The sequence below is a fragment of the Candidatus Sericytochromatia bacterium genome, assembly GCA_035285325.1.
Taxonomy (GTDB): domain Bacteria; phylum Cyanobacteriota; class Sericytochromatia; order S15B-MN24; family JAQBPE01; genus JAYKJB01.
The window spans coordinates 55,879-79,613 of sequence record JAYKJB010000005.1 but is presented as its reverse complement, the minus strand read 5'-3'; the positions used below and the strand labels follow the sequence as shown (position 1 = coordinate 79,613).

General features: G+C 67.0%; 21 protein-coding genes and 1 tRNA gene. 9 read left to right on the top strand and 13 right to left on the bottom strand.

Annotated elements, in window-relative coordinates; all coding sequences use genetic code 11:
* A partial coding sequence (locus VKP62_01180; GenBank protein MEB3195793.1) for a hypothetical protein occupies positions 1-203 on the bottom strand: 203 nt, incomplete at its 3' end.
* 102 nt (positions 204-305) lie between these two features.
* Here VKP62_01180 and VKP62_01175 point away from each other — a divergent pair.
* Positions 306-1,670, top strand: a complete 1,365-nt coding sequence (locus tag VKP62_01175) for an 8-oxoguanine deaminase (GenBank protein ID MEB3195792.1) — start codon at positions 306-308, stop codon at positions 1,668-1,670.
* Positions 1,671-1,693: 23 nt separating this feature from the next.
* Here VKP62_01175 and selB read toward each other — a convergent pair whose 3' ends face one another.
* The 10 genes from selB to efp all read right to left on the bottom strand — a co-directional run bounded on the left by selB (position 1,694) and on the right by efp (position 11,312).
* The gene (gene selB / locus VKP62_01170; GenBank protein MEB3195791.1) at positions 1,694-3,571 is read right to left on the bottom strand and encodes a selenocysteine-specific translation elongation factor; all 1,878 of its coding nucleotides are present in this window, start codon (positions 3,569-3,571) and stop codon (positions 1,694-1,696) included.
* Positions 3,568-4,980 (bottom strand): L-seryl-tRNA(Sec) selenium transferase, encoded by a 1,413-nt coding sequence (gene selA / locus VKP62_01165; GenBank protein MEB3195790.1) that lies wholly within the window; start codon positions 4,978-4,980, stop codon positions 3,568-3,570. Before selA ends, selB begins: the two co-directional genes overlap by 4 nt.
* Positions 4,973-5,869, bottom strand: a complete 897-nt coding sequence (speB, locus tag VKP62_01160) for an agmatinase (protein MEB3195789.1) — start codon at positions 5,867-5,869, stop codon at positions 4,973-4,975. The genes selA and speB overlap by 8 nt, the downstream gene beginning before the upstream one ends.
* A 12-nt stretch (positions 5,870-5,881) precedes the next feature.
* The gene (locus VKP62_01155) at positions 5,882-6,535 is read right to left on the bottom strand and encodes a peptidylprolyl isomerase (GenBank protein MEB3195788.1); all 654 of its coding nucleotides are present in this window, start codon (positions 6,533-6,535) and stop codon (positions 5,882-5,884) included.
* A gap of 99 nt (positions 6,536-6,634) precedes the next feature.
* Positions 6,635-6,714 (bottom strand) — tRNA-Leu (locus VKP62_01150).
* 50 nt (positions 6,715-6,764) lie between these two features.
* Entirely contained in the window at positions 6,765-8,096 is a 1,332-nt protein-coding gene (gene ftsY, locus VKP62_01145; protein MEB3195787.1) for a signal recognition particle-docking protein FtsY, read from the bottom strand.
* Positions 8,086-8,742 (bottom strand): transcription antitermination factor NusB, encoded by a 657-nt coding sequence (nusB, locus tag VKP62_01140; GenBank protein MEB3195786.1) that lies wholly within the window; start codon positions 8,740-8,742, stop codon positions 8,086-8,088. The genes ftsY and nusB overlap by 11 nt, the downstream gene beginning before the upstream one ends.
* 126 nt (positions 8,743-8,868) lie before the next feature.
* Complete coding sequence (accC, locus tag VKP62_01135; GenBank protein MEB3195785.1) at positions 8,869-10,215, bottom strand: acetyl-CoA carboxylase biotin carboxylase subunit; 1,347 nt, start codon at positions 10,213-10,215, stop codon at positions 8,869-8,871.
* Positions 10,216-10,246: 31 nt separating this feature from the next.
* Positions 10,247-10,762: an acetyl-CoA carboxylase biotin carboxyl carrier protein gene (accB, locus tag VKP62_01130; protein MEB3195784.1), complete on the bottom strand. Its 516-nt coding sequence runs from the start codon at positions 10,760-10,762 to the stop codon at positions 10,247-10,249.
* Entirely contained in the window at positions 10,755-11,312 is a 558-nt protein-coding gene (efp, locus tag VKP62_01125) for an elongation factor P (GenBank protein MEB3195783.1), read from the bottom strand. Before efp ends, accB begins: the two co-directional genes overlap by 8 nt.
* A 183-nt stretch (positions 11,313-11,495) precedes the next feature.
* On the opposite strand from efp, the gene VKP62_01120 reads away from it, so the two are divergent.
* The 6 genes from VKP62_01120 to VKP62_01095 all read left to right on the top strand — a co-directional run bounded on the left by VKP62_01120 (position 11,496) and on the right by VKP62_01095 (position 18,740).
* Positions 11,496-11,963, top strand: coding sequence for a dual specificity protein phosphatase family protein (locus VKP62_01120; GenBank protein ID MEB3195782.1), 468 nt, complete (start codon positions 11,496-11,498; stop codon positions 11,961-11,963).
* A gap of 74 nt (positions 11,964-12,037) precedes the next feature.
* Positions 12,038-13,774: an FHIPEP family type III secretion protein gene (locus VKP62_01115; GenBank protein ID MEB3195781.1), complete on the top strand. Its 1,737-nt coding sequence runs from the start codon at positions 12,038-12,040 to the stop codon at positions 13,772-13,774.
* 86 nt (positions 13,775-13,860) lie between these two features.
* Positions 13,861-14,964 carry an FHIPEP family type III secretion protein gene (locus VKP62_01110; GenBank protein MEB3195780.1) on the top strand — a complete coding sequence of 368 codons (1,104 nt, stop codon included), beginning with the start codon at positions 13,861-13,863 and terminating at the stop codon, positions 14,962-14,964.
* Positions 14,961-17,597, top strand: a complete 2,637-nt coding sequence (locus VKP62_01105) for a CBS domain-containing protein (protein MEB3195779.1) — start codon at positions 14,961-14,963, stop codon at positions 17,595-17,597. Before VKP62_01110 ends, VKP62_01105 begins: the two co-directional genes overlap by 4 nt.
* Complete coding sequence (locus tag VKP62_01100; protein MEB3195778.1) at positions 17,594-18,205, top strand: site-2 protease family protein; 612 nt, start codon at positions 17,594-17,596, stop codon at positions 18,203-18,205. The genes VKP62_01105 and VKP62_01100 overlap by 4 nt, the downstream gene beginning before the upstream one ends.
* Before the next feature lie 19 nt (positions 18,206-18,224).
* Positions 18,225-18,740, top strand: a complete 516-nt coding sequence (locus tag VKP62_01095; protein MEB3195777.1) for a hypothetical protein — start codon at positions 18,225-18,227, stop codon at positions 18,738-18,740.
* Between the two features lie 6 nt (positions 18,741-18,746).
* On the opposite strand, the gene VKP62_01090 is transcribed toward VKP62_01095, so the two are convergent.
* Positions 18,747-19,085, bottom strand: a complete 339-nt coding sequence (locus VKP62_01090; GenBank protein ID MEB3195776.1) for a hypothetical protein — start codon at positions 19,083-19,085, stop codon at positions 18,747-18,749.
* Positions 19,086-19,203: 118 nt separating this feature from the next.
* Here VKP62_01090 and VKP62_01085 point away from each other — a divergent pair, with 118 nt between their 5' ends.
* The gene (locus tag VKP62_01085) at positions 19,204-21,792 is read left to right on the top strand and encodes a glycosyl hydrolase-related protein (protein ID MEB3195775.1); all 2,589 of its coding nucleotides are present in this window, start codon (positions 19,204-19,206) and stop codon (positions 21,790-21,792) included.
* On the opposite strand, the gene VKP62_01080 is transcribed toward VKP62_01085, so the two are convergent.
* Positions 21,789-22,664 carry a hypothetical protein gene (locus tag VKP62_01080; GenBank protein ID MEB3195774.1) on the bottom strand — a complete coding sequence of 292 codons (876 nt, stop codon included), beginning with the start codon at positions 22,662-22,664 and terminating at the stop codon, positions 21,789-21,791. The genes VKP62_01085 and VKP62_01080 overlap by 4 nt on opposite strands.
* A 131-nt stretch (positions 22,665-22,795) precedes the next feature.
* Here VKP62_01080 and VKP62_01075 point away from each other — a divergent pair, with 131 nt between their 5' ends.
* Positions 22,796-23,734 (top strand): GerMN domain-containing protein, encoded by a 939-nt coding sequence (locus VKP62_01075; GenBank protein ID MEB3195773.1) that lies wholly within the window; start codon positions 22,796-22,798, stop codon positions 23,732-23,734.
* The last annotated feature ends 1 nt before the right edge of the window (position 23,735 follow it).

The window sequence follows — 23,735 nt, the reverse complement described above, 5'->3', positions numbered from 1 at the left end:
TGCTCGATTTCCTGCAGGGCGGTCCATTCCTCCGAGGCGATCGCCAGCAGGCCACCGCCCACCACCAGCGTGAAATAGAACCAGTCCAACGGAATGGTTCCCGCCAACGTGAGGTAACGCGTGAGGGGGAGATAATAGCCGCCGTAAAGTCCCACCGCAAAGAGGAACAGTCCGGTCCAACTGGCGGAAACAATCGGCCGCATGACCCTTCCATTCTACCCCGACGGCGATGCCCCCGTGACCGGTTGGTAGGGTCACGACCGGGTATAAGGCGAACCTGCATCCTCGCCTGGGAGGGCCACGCCGTGGGTTCAATCGTGTTTCGCCACCTCAGTGTCGCGCTGGGAAAGCCGGGATCCGAGCTGCACCACGGCGTTCATCTGCGCGTCGAGGCCGGTCGCATCAGCCACATCGGGGCCGACGTGCCGCCCGCCGAGCGCACCATCGACGCCACGGGGCTGCTGGCCGTGCCAGGCCTGGTGAATTGTCACCACCACCTCTACCAGACGCTGACGCGCGGAATGCCCGCGGTGCAGAGCGCGGAGCTGTTCCCCTGGCTGAAAACCCAGTATCCGGTTTGGGGCCGCATGGACGGTGAGGCCCTCCACGTGAGCGCGCTGGTGTCGCTGACGGAACTGCTGCTGTCCGGCTGTACCACCGTGTCGGACATGTGTTACGTCTACCCCCACGGCTCCGACGTGCAGCTCGACCAGGTCATCACGGCCGCCCAGCGTCTGGGCATGCGGCTGCACGCCGGGCGCGGCAGCATGTCGCTCGGCCAGCGCGAGGGCGGGCTCCCGCCGGACCATGTGGTGCAGGACCCGGATACGATTCTGGCCGATACCGAACGGCTGGTGGACCGCTACCACGATCCGTCGCCAGAGGCGATGGTGCGCATCGACGTCATGCCGTGTTCCCCGTTCTCGGTCACCCGCGCGCTGATGGAGGCCAGCCGGGACCTGGCCCGGCGACGCGGGCTGCTGCTGCACACCCACCTGGCCGAAACGCTCGACGAGGAGCGTTTCTGCGAGGCGCGCTTCGGCGTGCGCCCGCTGGGCTACATGGCGCAGCTCGACTGGCTGGGTCCCGACGTCTCGTTCGCGCACGGGGTGCATTTCAACGATGCGGAGCTGGATTTGCTTGCCGCCAGCGACACGGCGATCGCCCACTGCCCCAGCTCCAACATGCGCCTCGGCTCAGGGATGGCCAGGATCGCGGAGATGCGGCAACGCGGCATCCGGGTGGGGCTCGCGGTGGACGGATCGGCCAGCAACGACGGCAACCATCTGCTGCTGGAGGCCCGCATGGCGCTGCTGCTGGCCCGCCTGCGCGACGGCGCCGGGGCCATGACCCCGCAGGCCGCTCTGGACCTGGCCACGGCAGGGGGCGCCGCCCTGCTGCGGCGTCCGGAACTGGGGCAGATCGACGTGGGCGGCCTGGCTGACCTGGCGCTGTATGACATGACTCGCATCGAATATGCCGGCGCGGTGGAGCAGGATCCGATCGGCGCCCTGCTGCTGTGCCACCCGACGCCCCCCGTGCACGTGGTGGTGAACGGGGCACTGAGGGTCGAGCACGGGCGCGTTCCCGATCTTGACCTGCCCGCCTTGATCGCGCACCACAACCGCCTGGTGCGCAAACTTTGCGGCCACGGGCCCGACGCGGATTGAAGCGCGGAAGGCGGCGCGTCGCGTCACTCCCGCATCATTCGCACGTCGCCGGAGCGGCGGGTGAAGCCGCTGGTGTCGAGAAATTCGAGAAAGGGAATGGCGTACTTGCGCGAGGTGGCGATCGCCTCGCGCATCTGCGAAGCCGTCAACTGCGGCTCGCGCGCGAAGGCTTCCCGCAGGCGCGCGTGCATGGCGGCCAGCGCGGCAGGCGTGGTGAAGATGTCGCCCGTGACCCGAAGCAGCACCTGCTCGTCCGTCAGGTCTTCCAGCAGCGGCTGCAGGCGATCGCCCGCCCCGCAGGGCTGAAAGTCGGCGCTGTCGGCCAGCGGCTGCTGCGCCAGCAGGGCCAGCATCTGCTCGATGGCGCGCTGCAATTCCGGCGGGCGAGCGGGTTGGTGGTGCTGGCTGCTGTACAGTCGGCCGATGGCGCGCCATTCGCCGCGGCGAACCAGGGCCGTGGCCACCCGCTTGACCAACGGCAAGGGCTGCTTGGTGCGCTTGGCCAGTTCCTCCGCGGAAAGGCCGACGCGCCAGGCCTGGGCCCGCAGGAAGTCCGCCAGGGCCTGCGTGAGGGCGCCGGCCAGGCGGCCCGCCCCCTCACCGTGCAGGTAGCGTCCATCGCCCAGGTCAAAGGCCTGGGCCTGTAGCCAGGTGATCCCCTCCGAGCGCCGCTCGACCGGCAAGAATGCCAGTAGCGAGGCCTCCGCCACCGGGCGGGCCCCGGCCTGGCGCAGGGCTTCGGCCATGGCGGTCAGCGGATCATCCGCCTCGAGGTGGGCCAGGGGCGCCAGCACCGCGGCCTGGCCGCGACGGTGGCGCTCCGGTGAGGGATGCAGGATGCTGCCCCCGCCCAGCAGGTGTTGCGGCGCGTAGCGGCGCAGCACGAAGCGATCGCCGTAAGCCCCTGCCACTGGCTGTTCCAGCAGCAGCTGAGCCAGCCCCGACTGGCCGGGCTCGATCGCGTCCCCCGCCAGCAGGGCGACCCGCCCGATCGTCTCGCCGCTGCCCAGATGCAGACGTATGCGCATTCGATGCGTGACGCGCGGGGCATCCGGCAGCACCTCGATTCGCACATCCAGGCGCCGCGTGGCCAGCAGCGCGCCTGGGGTGGCCAGCCAGTCGCCACGGCCAACCGCCTCCCGCTCAATTCCGGCCAGGTTGACCGCCACCCGCGTCCCCGCGCTCGCCTCCGGGGCCTTGCCACCGTGAACCTGCAACGAACGCACCCGCACCCGCTGATCGCTGGGCATGAGGACCAGCTGGTCGCCTTCGCGCAGGGTGCCGGCCACCAGGGTGCCTGTGACGACGGTGCCGAAGCCTTGCTTGCTGAAGACCCGATCGATCGGCAGGCGCGCCGGGGCCGCCATGTCGCGCTGGCGGGCGTGGGCCATGGCCTGCGCCAGTGCGTCCTGCAGGGCCGGCAGCCCTTGGCCGGTCAAAGCCGAGACGGGGATGATCGGCGCCTCGGCCAGCGAGGAATCCACCAAGGCCGCGCGCACGTCTTCCGCCGCCAGTTCCAGCAGTTCCGGATCGACCGCGTCGGCCTTGCTGAGCGCCACCACCCCCTGGCGCACGCCCAGAATCGAGAGAATCGCCAGGTGTTCGCGCGTTTGCGGCATGACGCCGTCGTCGGCCGCCACCACCAGCAGGGCCACGTCGACGCCGGCCACTCCGGCCAGCATGTTTTTCAGGAAGCGCTCGTGACCCGGCACGTCGACGATGGCCGCCGGGTGCCCCGCCAGGCTGAAGGCGGCGAAACCCAGGTCGATCGTCATGCCGCGCCGCTGCTCTTCCTCCAAGCGGTCGGTATCGACCCCCGTCAAGGCCTTCACCAGCGTGGTCTTGCCATGATCGACGTGACCGGCGGTGCCAATCACGAAGGGGCGCCCCGAGGACGTCACACCAGCACCCGCTGAAACGCCATCACCAGCGGCTCGAAATCGGACCAGGCCAGCGTGCGCGGATCCAGCAAGAGACGCTCCTCCGCAATCCGCGCGACCACCGACGGCTCCCCCAGGCGCAAGGCGCGCGCCAGCTGGTCCAGGGCTCGCTCGTGCGCGCGGACCGCGACCAGTTCGGTCGGCAACTCCACACCGGGCAGCGTGCCGCCGCCCACGGCCGAATGGCCGGGCACCACCTGCACATCCAGCCCGGACAGCTGGGACAGCTGCGCCGCGAGCCGCTGGGCCATCCGCGCCAGTTCCTCGGGCGGGCGGGCAATCATGGACAGCGTCGGGATCGTCCGAAGTGCCTCGTCCGGCTGCAAGTATTGCCGCAGCGTGGCCTCCAGCGCAGCCAGCGCCAGCTTGTCCGGACGCAAGGCCCGCATGAGCGGGTTCGCCCGCATCCGGGCGACCAGCTCGGCCCGGCCCAGCACCAGCCCCGCTTGCGGACCGCCCATCAGCTTGTCGGTACTGACCACCACCAGGTCCAGTCCGGCCGCCAGGCTCTGCTGCACGGTCGGTTCCGGCGGCAGGCCGAAGCGGGTCAGGTCCACCAGCAGCCCCGAACCCAGATCCTCAGCCGCCACCACGCCCGTTTCGCGGGCCAGCGCCGCCAGACTGGCGCGTTCGACCTCGGCCGTGAAGCCCAGGATGCGATAGTTGCTGGTGTGCGAGATCAAGAGCATACCGGTCTCTGGCCCGATCGCCCGGGCGTAATCGGACAGGTAGGTTTTGTTGGTGGTGCCGACCTCCCGCAACCTCGCGCCGGAGGCTTCCAGGACCTCGGGCAGTCGGAAGCTCCCCCCGATCTCGATCAACTGACCGCGCGACACGACCACCTCGCGCCCGCGCGCAAAGGTGTCGGTGAGCAGCAGGACCGCCGCGGCACAGTTGTTCACCACCAGGGCCGCTTCCGCCCCCGTAAGGTGAGTAGCCAGGCTGGCGATGTGGCTGTGGCGAGAGCCGCGCTGGCCGCTGTCGAGCTCCATCTCGAGGTTGCAGTAGCCCGCCGCCACCGCCGTCAGCTGGGCCACCGCCGCCGGAGGCAACGGCGATCGCCCCAGGTTGGTGTTGATCACGACGCCCGTGGCGTTGATGACAGGGCGCAAGCGCGGCCGCAGCAAGCTGTCGATGCGCCGTAGCGCGTCGTCGACCAGGTCCTGCTCCGCTTGCGGGAGCAGCCCGGTCAGGCGTCGCGCACGCTCGGCCTGGATGGCCTCGCGGATCGCCCAGCGCAAGCCGGCGGGACCGATCGCGCCCGCCAGGGGCGCGAGTTGGGGATGGGTGACCAGCTTTCCGACGGCCGGAAGGCCCCGTAAAGCGAGGCCAGGGAGGGCTGTCGCGTCGGCGTCACGGCCGTCAGTCATGCGGGCGGGAACCCTCGAACTTGTAGCCGATCAGCTTGTAGACGAGCTTGGCGGCAGCGAACTCGGAGACATTCTCACCGGCGATCGGGGCCAGTTCCACGACGTCACAGCCCACCACCTGCTTGCTCCGGAACAGGGTGCGCAGCAGGTCGAGGGTCTCCCACCAGCCAAGTCCCCCAGGTTCGGGCGTGCCGACGCCGGGAATCACGGCCGGGTCGAGGCCATCCAGGTCGATCGTGAGGAAGACCGGGCGATCGCCCAGCGCCGCCAAGACCTCGGCCGGCCCCTGGCGCCCCCGGCAGTAGTCCCGGGCCCAGAAGATGGTGGAAGGCTGCTTTTCACGCCACCAGGCCATCTCTTCGGCCGAAATGTTGCGGATTCCCACCTGGACGAGCGGCACACCCAGATCGACCAGGCGCGCCATGGCGCTGGCGTGGGAATGCGGCGTGTCCTCGTAGGCCTGCCGCAGGTCGGCGTGGGCGTCGATCTGCAGCACGGCCAGGTCAGGCCAGCGCTTCAGTGCCGCCCTCACCGACCCCACCGTGATGGCGTGCTCGCCACCCAGCACGATCGGAAACATGCCGCGCTCCAGCGCCGCATCGACCACGCCCTCCAGTTGCCGCATCGGAGCGTCGTAATTCTCCCGCGAGGGCCAGAGCGTCGCCGTGGTGGCGATGCCGACCTCGTAGGGCGACCAGTCGAGTTCGTCGTCATACAGCTCCACCTGAGCCGAAGCCATGAGCAAGGCGGCGGGGCCGTCCTTGGTGCCACCGCGGTAGCTGGTGGTGGCCTCGTAGGGGAACGGCACGACGCAGACCTTGGCATGGTCCGGATCGCTGCACTCCGGGGGCAAGTTGCCGAAGTTCAGAGCCTGCGGAGAAAGTGGCATGGCAGTGGATTCCTAGCGCACCGAGGCCTTGATGATCCGCTCCGGCGTGGCGCAGCCTTCACAGTGCGCCATCGAAGCGGCCAGTTCGAAGCCCTTGGTCACGTGCCCAAAAATCGTGTAACCGCCGTCCAGATGGGTGATCGGTGCGTGGGTGATGTAGAACTGGCAACCCGCCGAGTTGGGCATGGCCGAGTGCGCCATCGCGACCGCGCCGGGAATGTGCTTCAGGCCGTTGCCGTGCTCGTCCTCGATCTTGTAGCCGGGGTCACCTGTGCCGATGCGCCCATCGCCAGGCTTGAGGGTCTTTGACAGCGGGTCGCCGCCCTGCGAGACGAAGCCCGGAATGACGCGGTGGAAAGTGGTGTTGTTGTAGAAACCACTCTTGACCAGCTTCAGGAAGTTGGCGACGGTCTTGGGCGCTTCCTTGGGAAACATCACGATCTCGATCTTGCCCTTGCTGGTCTGCAACACGACGGTGGTGCCTTTGACCACCTTGTGGCCCGCGGCCTTCTCCACCTCTTGCAGCGTGGCGGCCCGAGGTGTCGCGTCAGCCGCCACCGTGCGCGCCGACGCAGGTGAATTTCCGAGCGTCAGCGTGGTGGCACACACCAGCGCAGCGGCCAGCAGGCCGCGCAGGGTCACGACGGGTGGGCAGTATGAAGGCATGACGGTGTCTCCTGTGTCCGCTGGAGGGGCCCGCGTGGGGGCCCCGACAAAACCGAAGCTGCAGGCACGCCCTGCACGCACGCTGGGGTGACCTGCCAGTGGGGACGGTGGGACTCGAACCCACACACCGAAGTACGGGTACCTAAAACCCGCGCGTCTGCCAATTTCGCCACGTCCCCGAGGCGAGGACACATTTTAGCACGGGTGAGCGACGAAGAACCGGAGCGGCTCAGTCTGCCGAAGCCGAAGCCCCGAACAGCCCGCGAACGAAGTTCTTGGGGTCGAAGTCGCCGATGTCCTCCAGCTTTTCCCCGAGCCCCACGATCTGAACGGGAATGCCCAGCGCCTGCTGGATCGCAAAGACCACGCCGCCCTTGGCGGTGCCGTCGAGCTTGGTCAGGATCACGCCCGTCAGCCCCACGGCCTCCTTGAAGACCTCCGCCTGACGCAAGCCGTTCTGACCGGTCGTGGCATCCAGCACGAGCAACACCTGCACCACCGCACCCGGCAGTTCCCGGTCGATGATGCGCCGGACCTTGCGCAGCTCCTCCATCAGATTGGCCTTGTTGTGCAGCCGCCCGGCCGTGTCGATCAGCAAGACGCGCTTGGCCCTGGCTTCTGCCGCCTTGATCGCGTCGAACACCACCGCCGCGGCATCGCCCCCATGCTGGTGGCGCACCACCTCGACCGAAGCGCGCTCAGCCCAGACTTCCAGCTGGTCGATCGCGGCGGCCCGAAAAGTATCGGCCGCGGCCACGACGGTGGGATGACCGGCGTGCTGCAGGCGTGCCGCGAGCTTGCCCACGGTGGTGGTTTTCCCAACCCCGTTCACGCCCACGATCATCAGCACGTTGAGCGCGTCCGGATCGATGCGCAGGGGCTGAGCCTCGCCCAGGCGTTCCTCCAGGAAGGTGGCCAAAGCCGCCGGGATTCCCTCGGGTTTCAAGGCCTGTTCCCGTGCCAGGACCCGCAGGTGGGCCAAAATGTCGTCCGTGGTCGCCACGCCGACGTCGGAGCCGATCAGGATCTCCTCGAGTTCCTCGAGCAGGTCGTCATCAATGCGACCGCGGCCCAGCACCAGCACCTGCACGCGGTTGACCAGGGCCTTGCGGGTCTCGGCCAGCCGTTCCCGCGTCTTGATGGCCCAATCTTCATCCTGATCGAAGACGGGCTTGTTGAGGGCGTCCCAAGCTCTGGCCCACCAGCTCTTGCGCGGAGCGGCTGGGGTGCCTTCAGGGGTAGTACCGCGGTCTTCCCGCTGTTCAGCACCCGATGAGGGAGGCTCAGCGCCTGGAGCTGCCGTTGCGACGGCCTCGGCGGACGCGGACTCCGAGGGCGCGCCGGTCCCCACCGTGGGGGGCGAGAAGGGCGCCGACTCGGCGGATTCAGACTCGGTCCCAACAGCGTCTGATGCACAGGCAGAATTTGCCAGTGCGTCTTGTGACGAGGCGTCGGTTGGGACGGGCGCGGACGGCTCTTCTGTTGGCTCGAGGGGGGCCACCGTGGCCGCCGCGGTGGACGTGTCGGCAGGTGGCTTCGGCTTGCCCCAACTAAACCACATGGGGCTTGCTGAGGCGGCGTTGCGCCCCTTCTTCGGCAAAGCGGGCGAGCACACCGTTCACGAAGCGACCGGAATCCGGCGTGCCATACTTCTTCGCCAGTTCGACCGCTTCGTTGATGACCACCTCGACCGGCACCTCCGGCGTCCATAGCAGCTCGCCGACCGCCAAACGCAGGATGTCGCGGTCCAGGCTGGCCATGCGATCAACCGCCCAGTTGTCGGCGGCCCCTTCCAGACGTTGGTCAATTTCCCCCTGATGGTCGACGAAGGTCTGCACCAGCGCCGTGACGAATTCGCGCACTTCCTCACCGCCGGAGAGCGCCACTTGCGCCGGCAACTCAAGCGCCGACCCCAGCAATTCGACGGCGTTCTGAGCCCGTTCCAGGGTGCTCAGCAGGGCCGCCATGTCATCCCGCGTCAGGGTCTCACCAGCACTGATTTCCAGGTAGGCTTCCTGGACCTTGCGCTCCGAGGTCACCAGGTCAGCCCCGGCCTCCTGAAGGCGCTCACGGGCCTCGTTGGCCAGCATGTCCGCGGCCCGCGCGAGCATCTCCGTCAGGCTGACGGGGGCTTTGTCGCTACGATTGGAGATCTGGGACAGCGTGAGCAGGGCCAGTTCACGCGCCGATCGGCGGGTGTTCAGCATGATTCGAGGCCTCCTGGGCCGGTCCCGAGGGACGCGTGAAACAAATTCGGGGGGAACCGGCCCCCCGATCATAACAAGAACAGGCGAAAGCTGCTGTCTGCGAAGCGCTGAGGCGGCGTGCCGGGGTCAGTTTCCGAGGATCCGCCGCTGAACGAAGTTGGTGTAAACCTCGCCATTGCGGAAAAATGCATTGCCCAGGATGCGTTCGTGGAGCGGGATGGTCGTGCTGATGCCGGTGATCGCATACTCGCCCAAGGCGCGGGACATCCGGGCGATCGCCTGACGACGGTCCGGCGCCCAGACAATCAGCTTGCCGATCATCGAGTCATAAAACGGCGGGATGGCGTAGCCCGGATAGCAATGACTGTCGACCCGCACGCCAGGCCCCCCGGGCGCGGCGTAGGCCTGGATCGTGCCGGGGCAGGGCTGAAAGTCGCGGTCAGGATCCTCGGCGTTGATGCGACACTCGATGGCATGACCCTGGAAGTGGATGTCCGCTTGCGAGTAGCCCAGTGGCTCCCCGGAGGCGATGCGGATCTGCTCCTTGATCAGATCGATGCCGGTGATCAGTTCGGTCACCGGATGTTCGACCTGGATGCGCGTGTTCATCTCCATGAAGTAGAACTGTCCGTGCCGGTCGAGCAGAAACTCGACGGTCCCCACTCCGCGGTAGCTCACCGCTTGAGCCGCCTTGAGTGCTGCTGCCCCCATGCGATCCCGCAGATCGGGCGTGAGCGCCGGCGAAGGCGCCTCCTCCAACAATTTTTGGTGGCGCCGCTGCACGGAGCAATCGCGCTCGCCGAGGTGAACCACGTGGCCATGCGTATCGGCGATGACCTGAAACTCGATGTGCCGAGGTTCCTCAAGGTACTTCTCCAGATACACATCCCCTGAGCCGAAGGCAGCCTCGGCCTCCTTGACCGCCATCTTCAGATTGTCCTGCAGGTCTCGCGGATGGTGAGCCACCCGCATCCCGCGACCACCACCGCCCGCCGTGGCCTTGATCAGCACCGGATAGCCGATCGCCTCCGCCAGGGCCAGCGCAGCATCCGGATCGGCCACGATGCCTTCCGAGCCTGGCACCACGGGCACTCCAGCCTGTTTCATCAGCTCACGGGCGCTGGCCTTGTCGCCCATCTTGGCGATGGCGTCAGGCTCCGGCCCGATGAACGTGAAGCCGTGCGCCTCGGCCATCTCCGCAAAGCGGGCATTCTCGGCCAGGAAGCCATAGCCTGGGTGGATTGCATCGCACCCGGTGATCGCGGCGGCGGACAGAATGCTCTGCGCGTTCAGGTAACTGTCGCTCGCGGCGGCGCGCCCAATGCACACCGATTCGTGGGCCAGGCGTACGGGCAAGCTCTCGCGGTCGGCCTCTGAAAAGACGACCACCGCATCGATGTCGAGTTCTTGACAAGCACGAAGGACCCTCAGGGCAATCTCGCCCCGATTGGCAATCAGCACTTTCTTGATCATGGCTGCATCCTGGCCCGGCTAATGGCCGGCATCAGGCCGGCTCGAGTTCGAGCAGCAACTGGCCGAATTCGACGGCCTGTCCGTTCTGGACCAGGATCCGAACCACGCGCCCAGCCTGCTCCGCCTCTATCTCATTCATCAGCTTCATCGCTTCGATAATGCAGACGGTCTGGCCGGGCTTGACCACGTCACCCACGCGAACAAAGGGCGGCGCATCCGGCGACGGCGACTGATAGAACGTCCCCACCATGGGAGAGCGCACCCCGGTGGTGGCGGAGACTGGCGCCGCGGTCGCAGGCGAGGCAGGCGCGGAAGCAGCCAACTCAGCCGCCGGGGCTGCCGTCGGGGCTGCCGTCGGCACGGCAAGCGTCGGCACGGGGGCGTGAACGACCGGTGCAAACACCGCCGCGGCCTGCGCCTTTTTCAGGTGGACCTTGAAGTCACCCGCCGACAGCTTCAGCTCGACCGAATCCGACGCGTCGAACGCGGCCAGGAGGTCGCGCAATTGCTGGGTGTCGAGGAGGGACGCCGCTTCTGAATCAAGCACGGCCAAGGTATTCTCCCGAGCGGGTGTCCACGCGAATGCGTTCACCCTGGTTGATGAAGAAGGGCACCGCCACCACCGCGCCCGTTTCGAGCTTGGCCGGTTTGGAGCCGCCCGTCGCGGTATCTCCCCGCACGCCTGGGTCGGTTTCGACCACTTCGAGCTCCACCATGTTGGGAATGTCGACCCCAATCACGGCGGTGTCGAAGTAGAGGACCTGCGCAATCATGCCTTCCTTCAGCCACTTGACGGTGTCGCCAAGTTGCTCGGGCGTCAGGGCCACCTGATCGTAGGTTTCCTGGTCCATGAAGTTGTACTCGCCGGCGCCCTCGTACATGTACTGCATTTCACGCTTGTCGATGTTGGCCACCGGGATCGTTTCACCGGCGCGGAACGTTCTTTCCACCGTGTTGCCGGCTTTGAGGTTCTTGAGCTTGGTGCGCACGAAGGCCGCGCCCTTGCCGGGTTTGACGTGCAAGAATTCGAGCACGGTCCAGGGATTGCCGTCGATGACGATGGTTTTACCGGGACGGAGATCGTTCGAAGAAATCATGGTTCTGCGTGCTCACTTCTCTGGGGGCGTTCAGTGCAAAAACGGCGTGATCCTATCACGAAGCAGGCGACGATCGCAAAAACCACGCCCTTCTCGCTGCCGGCCACGCGGCCTGGACGATGCGCTAAGATGGGGACCGCCCCCTCCTCCGCCGGGGCGTCACCACGTCAGGAGCCGCTCGAAATGGCCTACCGTTTCACCTGGGTGTTCCCCGAATTGCTCGCCGGAATGGCCTGTCCTGGTTATTTCACTGCGCTCGGTGCCGACCTCGACTATCTCGCTGAGGCGGGTGTCAAGCACATCGTGACGCTGACCGAATTCGCCCTCGACCTGCCGCAGGAAGCGCCCTTCGTGGCACACCATTTGCCGATTGCCGACTTCGGGGCGCCTGACCACGAGCAAACGCAGCGTTTTTGTCGGTTGGTCGATGACGCCACCGCGACTCGGGAACGCGTGGTGGTTCATTGTTTGGCCGGCATCGGCCGCACGGGAACCATGCTGGCCGCCTACGCCATCTGGCGTGATGGACTGACGGCTGCACAGGCCCTCAGCTTTGTCCGGAGCCGTCGCCCCGAGTACGTTCAGAGCGTCGAGCAGGAAGCCTACCTGGAAGATTGGGAAGTCTGGGTAAAGGCCACCCGAACGCCTTGAGCCGGGGCCCCCGCGCTTGGCTGGTGGGGATGGCGTGTTTGGGCTAGAATACCAGGCATTCTGTTGACCCCATCATGCTAGACCGCCTTTTCGGGCCGTTTCACGGCCTCCATCACTGGCTCGACAATCGCCCCGACGTGCGCATCGCGTTGGGTGCCCTGCTGTTCGCGGGGGTGCTGTTGTTGCCGCTGCCCGGCGGGGTGCTGGATGCCTGGCTGCTGGTGGTGCTGGCCACGGCGATCGCCCTGTCGACGCTGGTTTTCTGGGTCGGAGAGGACCTGGCTCCCGGGGAAGCGATGCAGTCGCTGCCCGGTTTCATGCGGCGCTTTTTGCTCCACCGGGTGGTGCTTTCGCTGGCCATTACCAAAGCGATCTTGCTGGGCCAGGGCACCGGCCACGTCCTGGAATGGGTGGCGCGCTCGGCCCTCGGCAGCCAGGTCGGCCTGGGGTTGGCGACGGTGACCTGTCTGCTATTGGTTCGCTTCGCGCTCTCGCACTTTCCTTTTCAGGAACGCCTGGAACTCGCCCAACGTCACTACAGCGACGCCCGTGCCGGGCTGGAAGTCGCCAGCAGTCGCGGCCGCCTGACGCCGCGGCAGCGTGAACGAGCCGAGGAGGCCCTTCGGCAAGAGTTGAATTTGCTGACGGATGGGGCCCAGGTGTTTCGCCTGCTGCGCAGCGAGGCGTGGCTCGGGCTTGCTCAATCGGTGGCGCTTTTGGCCGTCGGAGGGGTGGCAGGCCTGCTGCTGAAGGGGTGGTCGCTCTCTCTGACGCTGTCGGCCTTGACCCTGTATGCCCTGGCCGAAATGGTCGTGACGCTGGCGCCAGCCACCTTGTTCGCCGCTTCGCTCCATCACTGGATTTCGAACGCCCTCGAGCAAGCGGTGCGGCTGCGGTTGGAGAGCAATACGGAGGCGCCGACGCCCGCCCCCACCGTGGTGGTGCTGGAGTTGGGGAGGGAGGCCCATCAGACGCTGCGTCGAGCCGTTCCGGAAAGCCTGGCCCTGGTGCGCGCTCGGCTGGCTCGCGAGTTTGGCGTTCCTTTGCGACGCATCGACTGGCAGGCCTCGTCCCAGTTGTCGGCGCGTGGCTTCCGCATCGTCGTGCGGGGCCTGACCTGGTCGAGCGGTGAGCTGGACGCCCAGGCCGGTGCGCGGGACCTGGGTGACCTGGTATGGAACTGCCTGCGGGGGCGCTTGGGCGATCTGTTGACGTTGGAATCCTGTGAGGCCTGGCTGGATGAATTGGCCGAAAGTCATCCTTTGACAGTGGCCACGCTGCGCAAGCGCCTGAGTGGTGCCCTGATTTTCTCCACCCTGCAGGCCTTGTGGCAGGAGGAAGTCCCCCTGCGCGACGTGCCGGGTGTTCTCGAGGCGATCGTGACGAGCGCGGAAGAGGACGCAGGGGCGCCCTTGCTGGTGGGGGTGAGGCGCCGTCTGTCCGTGGCCATCAGTCTCGGCCTCGCGGACGCTGAGGGCACCATCACGGCGTGGCAACTCGGCGGAGATTGGGAGCCCACGCTTGAGGGGTTGGATCAGGACCTGGTGGCCGGCCGGGACCTGCTGGCGGCGTGCGAGGCAGCCCTGGGCACGGCCCGCCGGGGCGGACGGCGCATGGCACTGATCGTTCCAGCCTCGCATCGCGAACGGGTGGCGGCCGTGTTGCGCCCGAAGTTGCCGGACGTGGCCGTGGTCTCCCCTGAAGAACTCTCGCCGCTCTACGGTTTGCGCTTGCTCGGAACCCTGGAACGGCGTTCTCCCCAGCCCATCAGTGTGTCGCCACTCAGCTTGTTGAAGCTGACCGGGGCTTGAGGGTCGGGGGCCCTAGCGCCTCGGGATCGTCGCGATGACTTACCCTGGCGCGTGGCCTGGGTTAAAATAGGTGCAGGAGGGATCGGATGTCTTCACGCCACGTTTTTCCCATGCTGTTCGTCTTTGGTCTGGGGGCGCTGATCGCCACAGCCGCCAGCCAACAGGGCCCCTTGGCCCAGATGGGCCAGGGGCGTCGCAATCTGGCGGGCGCTTCGCCGCTGCCCGAGGTTGAAATTTGCCTCGGGTCGGAACTGGCGGCGATCGCCGGCTCCCTTCGTGAGACGGTCAACCAGGTCCCGCGCACCATTCGAGACCAGCTGGGCTTTGCGCCCCAGTCGCTGCAATGGCGTGATTCGCTGGAGGTGGCCCCCTTCAGTTATCAACTTCGGCTGCGTGGGCTCACTGTCGGAACAGGCCAGTTGCGGCCGGGTGCGCTGGTGGCCCTGCAGACGGTCGGCACGGATGCCGCCGACCTGCCTGGCGAGGCGTTTGATGATCCGGTCTCGGGTCGTCGCGGCGTCTGGATCGAGGAGCAGGATGCCGGCCAGGCCCGCCTCCTCGGGTTCGATGTACTCGATGCCTCCTTCCTGATGGCCCTGCACGTGGATACCTTGCTGCGGCGCCATCTGCACGAGCTGCTCACCCGCGAAGAAGCCCACCACGCCATCGAGCGCGCCCGTCACCTGGTTCCGCGCACCGTTCAGGAGCTGTTGGGGCGCCTGCCCGTCGGCGTGGTTCAGCAGGTGCTGCGCAACCTGCTGAGAGAGCAGGTGAGCTTGCGCGACTTGCCTTTCATCGTCGAAGCGCTGACCGATGCCGCCGAGGGCGGCGTGCGTGACCCCGAAATCCTGACGGAGCGTTTGCGTTTGCGCCTCGCGCGGCAACTGACCGCCGAACTGGCGGACCTGGACGGCTCGTTGAAGGTCATTCCGATCGGTTTCCGCTGGGACCAGCTTCGCGAGGCACAGCCTGGCGATCCGGTGGTGCTGGAATTGATTGCCCGCCTGCGCGCACGTCTCGCCATTGAGCGTGAAAGTCGGCGGCGCACGGTGTTGCTGGCCCCCCAAGACATGCGCGCCAAGGCCCGTCGCCTGATTGAGGGGGCTCTCCCGGACCTGCCGGTGCTTTCGGAGCAGGAGGTGGACCCTGCGGTGCGGGTGGTTCGCCTGGCGGACCTGATACCTGCATGACCGAGGCGGAGCTGCCCCCGCAGCTAGCTCCCGAGTCGGTCATCATCACCCACATCCACAGCGACGCTGACGCGTGGGGGGCGTTGGTAGGCGCCCGGCATCTGTATCCGGAAGCCGTCCCCGTCCTGCAGACCAGCTTGGACGCCACCGTGAAGCGCCTGGCTGTTCTGCACAAGGACCTGTTGGGGCTTCGCCAGGCCGAGGAACTCGACCTGAGGCAGGTGCGTCGGGTGGTGGTGGTCGACACCAGGTCCGTGGCGCGGCTGGGGCCGCTGTATCCCTTGCTCGATCGGCCTGGCGTCGAGTGGATCGTGTACGATCACCATCCCCCGGCCAAAGACGAGATCCCTGGGGACGCGGGGATCCGGACGCTGCGTGGCTCCGCGACCAGCCTGATTGTAGAAGCCCTCCAGCAGTTACCGACCTGCCGGCTGTCGCCCTCGGAGGCCACCCTCATGGCCCTGGGCATTTATGCCGACACGGGGTCGCTGCTGTATCCAGCAACCACACCTGCCGACGTGCGCGCCGCCGCCTGGTTGATCGAGCGTGGTGCAGACCTCGCGCTGGTCTCCCAGTGGCTGGAGGATGGTCTCACCGCGGATCAGCGCGGCCTGCTGGAGCAGCTGTTGCCGGAAGCCCGCCCGATCTCGTTGAACGGCCGCGCGCTCCTGCTCGTCGGCGCGCGCGTCCCCGAGTTCGTTGCCGGCTTGTCGGTGGTGGCTGACAAGCTGCAGGGCCTGCTGGAGGTGGATGCGGTGCTGCTGGCGGTTGAGATGGGGGACGCGCGCACTCAGATGGTCGCACGTGGCCGTCTCGAGGGGGTCGACCTGCGTGGACTCTTTGCCCCCTGGGGCCCTGCAGGGCACCCCCAGGCCGCCAGCGCGCACGCGCGCGGAATCCCCTTCGGCGACGTGCTCGCCCACGCGCGCGCCACCCTGGAAGCGTCCCTCCCGGCCGAGTTGCGGGCCTGTGACCTGATGTCGAGCCCAGTGCGAACCATCGACGCTCAGGCGCCGATCGACGCCGCGGTGCGCTTGCTGGACGAACTGGGTCACAGCGGACTGGTGGTGACGCGAGCAGGACGCCCGGCAGGCGTCATCTCTCGGCGTGACCTGGAACGGGCGTCCCGTCACGGCCTGCGGGGTGACGAGGTGCGTCACGTCATGACGTCCCGCCTGGAAACGGTCCCGGAAGACGCCACCCTGCAACACCTGCAAGACCTGATGGTGCGGCGCGATATCGGGCGCCTGCCGGTCATGCGCGGCGAAGCGATGGTCGGGATCGTGACCCGCAGTGACATCCTGCGGGCCCAGTACGACCAGGCACCCGACCGACGCCACGCGGTGGCCCATCTCACCACGGAGATGAGCCAGCGCATGGTGGCCCACTGGCCGGCAGATTGGCTGGCGGTGATCGAGCGGGTCGGGGAAGTGGCCGCCGATCGGCCTGTCTATCTGGTGGGCGGAGCCGTGCGCGACCTGGTGCTGGGTCGCGCCAACATGGACATCGACGTGGTGGTGGAATCGGACGGGATCGCCTTTGCCCATCAGATCGCTCAGGCCTTCGAGGGCGCGCAGGTGCACGCCCACCCTCCCTTTGGCACGGCCCACGTGACCCTCGCCGATGGCAAACGGCTCGACGTCGCTACCGCACGCACTGAGCATTACACCTGCCCTGGCGCCCTGCCCCAGGTGGCATTCAGCTCCCTCAAGCAGGACCTGTCGCGACGGGATTTCTCGATCAACTGTCTGGCCCTGCGAATCGATCGCGGACATCGCGGGCAGCTGATCGACTTTTTCGACGCCCTCGGTGATATGGCCCGCCGTGAGTTGCGGGTGTTGCATAACCTGAGCTTTCTCGAAGACCCCACCCGGGTCCTGCGGGCCGTCCGTTTCGAGCTGACCCTGGGGTTCCGGCTCGAAACGGCCAGTGAAGCCTTTGCACGCTTTGCCCTCGGGACGGGCACCTTCGATGGCACGGCCGGGGAGCGCGCCTGCACTGAACTGGCCCGCCTGCTGACGTTGCCGGATCCCGTACCAGGCCTGAATCGGTTGGACGAACTGGGCGCGCTGAGGTTCATCTCGCCGCAGCTCTCCTGGACGCCGGCAGTTCGGAAGCGCCTGTGGCAAGCGGGACGCTTGGCGCAGCGAATGGGCCTGGAAGACACACCAGAGCGTTGGCTGGCCCACCTGGCCCTGCTGTTGGCCGACCTCTCCGTTCACGAGGCGAGCGCCGTTTCGGAGCGACTTCGGCTAGCGGGTAAGCAGGTCTCGCAACTGACGCGCGCCTGGGAACTCGTGCGCTATGGCTTCCCAGCCTCGACTTCCACGGTTCAAATTCAACGTGAGCTGGATGGCTTGCCCCCCTGGTTGCTGGTGGCGCTGTTCCTGGGAACCCGTTTACCAGCGCTGCGGCGATCCGTCCTCTGCTACTGGACCTCGTGGCGGCAGATCCGATTGAGCGTCAGCGGGCACGATCTCAAACGTCTCGGCGTTCCGCCAGGGCCTTGCTATGCCCTCTACCTGGATCGTTTGCTCGAAGCGCGCCTGGCTGGCACCGTCTCCCCCTCGCAGGAATTGGCCTTCCTGGCCGACCTGCATGCCCGCGAAGGAAACAAGGTCCCAGAGGCATGATTTTCAACCACGTCAACGACCCCGTCTTTCTGGCGGTGCTGATTCCGCTGTTTATCGTTTCGATCACGCTGCACGAGTTCGGACATGCCCTCACCGCGACGTGGCTGGGTGACTCCACCGCGCGGGACGCGGGGCGGGTCACGGTCAACCCGTTCGTTCACCTGGACTTTTTCGGCACCCTGTTCATCCTGCTGGCGGGCTTCGGCTGGGCCAAGCCGGTGCCGTTCGATCCCAATCAGCTGCGCTGGCCGCGCCTGGGCTCCTTTCTGGTCTCGGCGGCCGGCCCCTTCGCCAATTTCCTCTTGGCCTGGGCCGCGCTGCTGGCGCTGACTCACCTTTCCGGGATGCCAGCAGGGGCCAGCACGTGGTTCGAGGTCCTGTTCTCGCTGAACCTCATGCTGATGGTCTTCAATCTGCTTCCAATTCCCCCGCTCGATGGCGGCAACCTGCTGGAAAGCCTCCTGCCTCGACGCTGGCTGCCGGCGTTTCAGCGGCTATTACCCTACGGCGTGGTGGCCCTGCTGGTGCTGGTGCTGTTGCCCGGAGCGAACAACCCGCTGCGCTGGCTGTATGCGCTGGCGGCGCGTGGGATGCAGTGGCTGGTCTAGGTTCGGCGGTGCGGCATTGATGCGAGGGCTCAAGCGCATTCGCCAGGTCTTCTGGTACCTCTGGCCCTCCGCCTCCGAGTTGCCGGCAGAATGGGCTGGCAAAGGCTTGACGCCGGCTCAACGACGTCTGTTTGAAGGGATGTCGCGGCCGGATCGAGCCCACGCGATACGCGTGGCCACGCGGCTGGCTGGGCGGCAGGCACCGGCCTGGGTCCTGGAGGCCGCCTTGCTGCACGACTGCGGAAAACCGGCCTGGTACGGCCTGTTTTGGCGTTGCGCCGGGGTGGTGCTGGACCGCTGGCTGCCCGACGAAGCGGAGTCCGCAGGTGAACCTGATCCCCACGCGCCCTGGGCCGGCCTGCACATCTACCGCTGGCATGACGCCCTGGGGTTTGCGGCCGCCGAGCAAGCCGGCACCAGTCCCCGCGCGCTGGAGTTGCTGAAGCACTACGCGCAGGTGGCCACCCCGGAAGCGCCCGACCCTGAACTCTCGCACTGGCTGACGCACCTGTCAGCCAGTGACGACGAGGGTTGAAGGAACCTAGCCGATGTCGACCTTGGTGCGGGTCGGCGGCGCCTCTTCGGCTGCTTCCGCAGGTGCGGCGGCAGCCGCCTGACCAGGCTGCCACTTGTCGTTCAGATCGTTCATGAAACGCGTGGCCAGCGTGAACAGTTCCTTGGCCTTGGTTTCGGCGGCCAGGGCATTGTCTTGCAGGTTGCGCTGAAAGGCAGCTACCTGAGGGGATTGCTGGCCGGTGGCTTGTTCGAGCTGGGCGCGCACCAGGCGCAGGCCCAGCTCCGCGGTATCCAGCGCCTGCTTCGCCAGTTGCTGGGCGCTTTGCTGCAATTCTCCGACGCGTTCGGCGTTGGGCAAGGTCATCGCGGTGATCCTCCTGAAGGTGCGCATCGACACGTGCGCTTCTGCGTCTGTAGTCTACCATGGGGCCTTCAGGTGGCGGCGCGACCGCCCCTCACGGTCCTTCCCCGGAGAAACCGTCGTGTCATGCCCTGAGACTCGCCCCGGCGAACTGTTGATCATTCCTCACACCCACTGGGATCGGGAGTGGTATCGGCCTTTCGAAAGCTACCGCTATCGCCTGGTCGAGGCGATCGAGGGGGTCTTGGTCGGCGACCTGCCGCATTTTTTGCTGGATGGTCAAACGGCGATGGTGGATGACTTCCTGGCCATCTGTCCGGAGCGTCGCGATGAGATTGCCGCTGGCATCGGCAGCGGGCGATTCTCCTTCGGGCCGTGGTACGTGCTGGTGGACGAGTTCCTGGTCAGCGGAGAGGCCTTGATCCGCAACCTGCTGATGGGCCGGGAGGCAGAACGCGAATTGGGGGTCAATCACGAGGCCCTTGGCGTCGGTTACTTGCCTGACATGTTTGGCCATATCGCCCAGATGCCCCAGATTCTCGCGGGCTTCGGCCTGCAGCATGCCGTGGTGTGGCGGGGGGCCCACCCGGCGGCCCCACGCTTTGCCTGGGTGGGGCCAGACGGCACGCGCACCGAGGCAGCCTGGCTACCGCAGGGGTACTATCAGACCCCTCTGGTCGAATCGTTGTCGGACGAACAGCGGCTGGCGCGACTGACCACCTACGTGGACGCTTTCCAGGGACACCAACGGGCCTGGTTGCTCTCCGGGGCAGACCATATGGGGCCTCGTCCCGACACGCATGCCACGGTGCAGCGTCTTGCCGCCGCCTCGCCGTCATTCCGCCTCCGCATCGCCTCGCTGTCGGAAATCTTCGAGGGAACGACCGCTGTGGCGGAATTGCACGGGGAGTTGCGCACGCCGGTGGGCATCGCCTACATGCTGCCGGGGGTGCTGTCGAGCCGCGTTTACCTGAAGCAGCGCAATGCGCACGGGCAGCGGCTGCTGGAGCGTCTGGTGGAACCCTTGGCCGCCCACGCCTGGTGGTCCGGACGCGCGGCGGAACGCCCCTTCCGTTTTGTGCGCCACGCCTGGCGCACCCTGATGCTGAATCATCCCCACGACTCGATCTGTGGCTGTTCGGTGGACCAGGTCCATCGGGAGATGTTGCCGCGCTTTGATGCCGTCGAACAGATGGCCGAGGAACTTCTGGCCGAGTTGGGTCACCAGGTGCGCCGGCCCGTCGCGGCTCCCCAGGTGTGCCTGTTCAATCCCAGTGGCTGGGCCCGCGAGGAATGGACGGAGGTGACGGTCGATTGGCCACGCAGTGATGAGAAGCCGGCCCCTGACCACCTGATTCTGCGCGACCAGACGGGCCATGCGGTTCCCTTCCACCTGCTCGACCAATGCGATACCACCGGGTTTGCCGCAGAACTCGACATCTTGCCCGACTGGTATCCGCTGCGTCGGTATCGCCTGGCCGTGCTGGCCTCCTTGCCGGCGTGGGGCGGTCAATGCCTGCAGGTCGAGCCTGCCTCCTCTCCGACGGAATTCGTCGTGAACGGCGGAGAGGTGGCCGAGGTCGGACTGGAGAATGCTCATTTCCGCCTGACGGTGGAGCATGGAGACGTGGTGCTCCTGGACAAGCGAGCGAACCGACGCTACGCGCGCCTCCATCGCTTGGAGGACCACGGGGAAGCCGGCGATTCTTACAATCACAGCCCCCCGCGCGAGGACCTTCATGTCAGCCTGCTTCTGACCGGGCAGCGCCTGGTCACCTCGATGACACCGGGGGACGATCGCCTGGAAGTGTGCTATGCGGCCGATGTACCCCTGGCCCTGGCCCCCGATCGCAGCGGTCGAGGGGAGGCCGTGGCGCCCCTCGAAATCCACGCGACGTTCCGGCTCCGGCCTGACCGGGTCGAGGTCGAAAGCCGCCTCGCTCACCACCATCAGGACCATCGACTGCGCCTGTTTGTCACGGTGCCCGAGGCAGACGCCGAGGTCTTCAGCGAGGGAGCCTTCGGAATCTTCCCTCGGCCCGATGTCGCCCCGTCACCACTGCCGGTTGCAGCCGGCCACGAGGCTGTAATGCCCGAGTTCCCGGTCGGCCTGTTCAGTGCGGCGGTGGGCAGCAGCGGCCAGGGGCTGGCGATCGCCACCGAAGGCCTGCATGAGGTGAGCGTCAGACGAACGGAGGAGGATTGCAGCCTGGCCGTCACCTTGCTGCGGGCCGTGGGCTGGTTGTCGCGCGACGACCTGCAAACCCGTGGCGGTGGTGCCGGGCCGCGTTTCGAGACGCCGGAGGCCCAGTGTCCCGGTGAGCAGATCTTCCGCTATGCCCTGATTCCCCTGCGGCAAGGAACCGTTGACGCGCTGGCGCCCGCCCACCACTTCGCCAATCCGATTCACACCTGGCTGGGCCACCAGGGCCTGTCGCTTTCACCATTCGTGCGCTTCGCAGATCCTCGGATCGTGCTCAGCGCGCTCAAGCGCAGTGAGGATGGGCAGCATCTGGTCGTGCGGGCCTACAATCCGTTCGACCAGCGGGTCGAGTCGGCGGCCAGCTGGCGGGAGGATTGTGGTCCCGTGCGGGAAGCCCGCCTGGATGAGACGCCCCTGACCGCGGACCAACCAGCGGCCCCTACCCACGTCAGCTTTGGCCCCTACGCGATCAAAACCTGGCTGGTAGCGCGCCCCGCCGACGTTTAGGGAAGCTCCCGAAAAAAAGGCGATCGCCCCGTCGGCCGCGGGCTCGGAGCGGGCGAGGGCAGGACCAGCGAGCCCGGGGAGGCCAGCGGCAGCGGCGTCGGCATCACAGGGACCTCCGTGCCATAGGGATTCGCATCGGGCCCACCGACCATCGGGGCGGCCGTGGGGGCGCCTGTCGGCGAGGCGCCGGGCGAGGGTGAGGGCGTGGGAGTCGCGCTCGGGCGCGGTGGGGGGGGGGATGGCCATTCGCTGGGGTCGAGGTTCAGCCGCTCGCCCAACCGCTCGTTCCACTCCGTCACGCGCGGGGTGATGGAGAGCGCCTCCAGCCGATCGGGATGGCTCACATCGAGGGTCTCGGCGAACCATTGGCCCAGCTGATAGGTGGCGAACATCGACAGGGCCGCACCGGTCACGCTGAGCGTGAAGCTCCGCCAATCGGCCGCACCCGACACGGCCTGCCCCCCGCCACTGGAGAACAGGGCCAAGGGGCCCTCACCCCGAAAGTTCTGGTAGAACAGCAAGCCTCCGAGCGGCAGGCCGACCAACCCACTGCCCAGCCACCAGGCCCAATCCTTGTTGCGCTCCCACTCCCAATCCCGGGTCAGACTCGGGTCGTCCATCAATTCCACAAAGTCGACGTGAAAGATCCGGTCAGGGCCCTGCCGAAGTTGCAAGGGGGCCGGGCTGGCGGACTTGTCCTTCGGGGACGGGTTCTTGGCGTCCTTCGCATCCGACTCGATGATCAGACGCCGGTCCTGGAAGGCATCGATCCGACGCTGGCGGTCGGCATCAGGCTCTTCGACCGCCCCCCAGGCTGCTCGCGGAAGAACCGCGAACAGGACAATGAGACAGAAGGTGCAGCGCAAAGACATCCAGACTCCCCGGGACGCGACCAGTATAACGGCGCAGCTGGAAGCAGGGGAAGCTGAGGCTGCGAAAGCGGGAGGGAAGATGTTACGATGAGCCCATTCCCGGCTTGCGTTGATCGGTTTTCGAGGAAAGATTGCGCGTTCGCACCCTGGTCGTGGTTCTGGCCGGCTCGCTCGGATTGGCCGGGCTCGTCTGGTATGGCTTTTCGGCCACGGCCGACCGCTCGGTTCGGCTCTATCAGGCCGACGCCCAGGGCATGGCCCTGATCCCGACGAGCCGGACGCTGCGCCTTCCGGCCGGCCGAGAGGACTGGGCGCGTGCGGTCTTCCATTCCCTCAAAACCTTCGATGGCGCCGGAGTCTCACCGATTCCTTCAGGCGTCGACCTGCTCGCGGTCCGTTACAACGAGCCCCAATGGGACGTGCAACTGCGGGTGGCCGCGCCACTGGGTTCCACGGCCGAGCGGCTCTTACTGGGGGCCGTGGTGCGCACATTGCTGGAAAACACCCCCGGGGCCAGCCGCGTGCAGATCGCCCTCCAGAACGCGCAGGGGCAACCCTATGCCTCCCAACACGTCGACCTGACCGCCCCACTGACCCTTGCCGATGTCGCCAATCAGCTGCCCGCCCACGCGGCGCCAGGCCCGATCAAGGGACAGTTCTGGTGGCCGAATCCGGCCGGAGACAGCCTGATACCGGTTCAGACAGACCTGCTCTCGGAGACCGGCACCGCGCCACGGGATGCCTTGGCCCAGCTGCTGCGGGGACCGGGGCGGGAGGCCTCGGCCTTCCTCGCACCCTTGCGCAGCCGGGCCGAGGACCTGCGCTGGGGCTCCCTGCGCGATGGCACCGTCCAGTTGGAGTGTGGCGAATCGTTTTCCGGGCCCACGCTGCGAACCATCGAGGTGCGAGCGGTCGTGCTGACCCTGACGGAGTTCCCGGATGTTCAGCGGGTGGCTTTCACGCGGAATCAATCCCCCGTGGGAGGGAAAGCCGGCCCGTATGATCTGTCCCGCCCGCTCACCCGCGCCGATGTGCAAGACGCGCCGGGTGCCCCCGCCGCGTCTCCTTGAA

Excerpts from the sequence above, each read along its gene's own strand:
- VKP62_01110 (MEB3195780.1), top strand. The coding sequence starts at position 13,861 with ATGTCTTCACGCCACGTTTTTCCCATGCTGTTCGTCTTTGGTCTGGGG.
- VKP62_01155 (MEB3195788.1), bottom strand. The coding sequence starts at position 6,535 with ATGCCTTCATACTGCCCACCCGTCGTGACCCTGCGCGGCCTGCTGGCC.
- VKP62_01100 (MEB3195778.1), top strand. The coding sequence starts at position 17,594 with ATGATTTTCAACCACGTCAACGACCCCGTCTTTCTGGCGGTGCTGATT.
- ftsY (MEB3195787.1), bottom strand. The coding sequence starts at position 8,096 with ATGTGGTTTAGTTGGGGCAAGCCGAAGCCACCTGCCGACACGTCCACC.
- nusB (MEB3195786.1), bottom strand. The coding sequence starts at position 8,742 with ATGCTGAACACCCGCCGATCGGCGCGTGAACTGGCCCTGCTCACGCTG.
- speB (MEB3195789.1), bottom strand. The coding sequence starts at position 5,869 with ATGCCACTTTCTCCGCAGGCTCTGAACTTCGGCAACTTGCCCCCGGAG.
- accC (MEB3195785.1), bottom strand. The coding sequence starts at position 10,215 with ATGATCAAGAAAGTGCTGATTGCCAATCGGGGCGAGATTGCCCTGAGG.
- efp (MEB3195783.1), bottom strand. The coding sequence starts at position 11,312 with ATGATTTCTTCGAACGATCTCCGTCCCGGTAAAACCATCGTCATCGAC.
- VKP62_01120 (MEB3195782.1), top strand. The coding sequence starts at position 11,496 with ATGGCCTACCGTTTCACCTGGGTGTTCCCCGAATTGCTCGCCGGAATG.
- VKP62_01095 (MEB3195777.1), top strand. The coding sequence starts at position 18,225 with ATGCGAGGGCTCAAGCGCATTCGCCAGGTCTTCTGGTACCTCTGGCCC.
- VKP62_01090 (MEB3195776.1), bottom strand. The coding sequence starts at position 19,085 with ATGACCTTGCCCAACGCCGAACGCGTCGGAGAATTGCAGCAAAGCGCC.
- VKP62_01115 (MEB3195781.1), top strand. The coding sequence starts at position 12,038 with ATGCTAGACCGCCTTTTCGGGCCGTTTCACGGCCTCCATCACTGGCTC.
- VKP62_01105 (MEB3195779.1), top strand. The coding sequence starts at position 14,961 with ATGACCGAGGCGGAGCTGCCCCCGCAGCTAGCTCCCGAGTCGGTCATC.
- VKP62_01080 (MEB3195774.1), bottom strand. The coding sequence starts at position 22,664 with ATGTCTTTGCGCTGCACCTTCTGTCTCATTGTCCTGTTCGCGGTTCTT.
- selA (MEB3195790.1), bottom strand. The coding sequence starts at position 4,980 with ATGACTGACGGCCGTGACGCCGACGCGACAGCCCTCCCTGGCCTCGCT.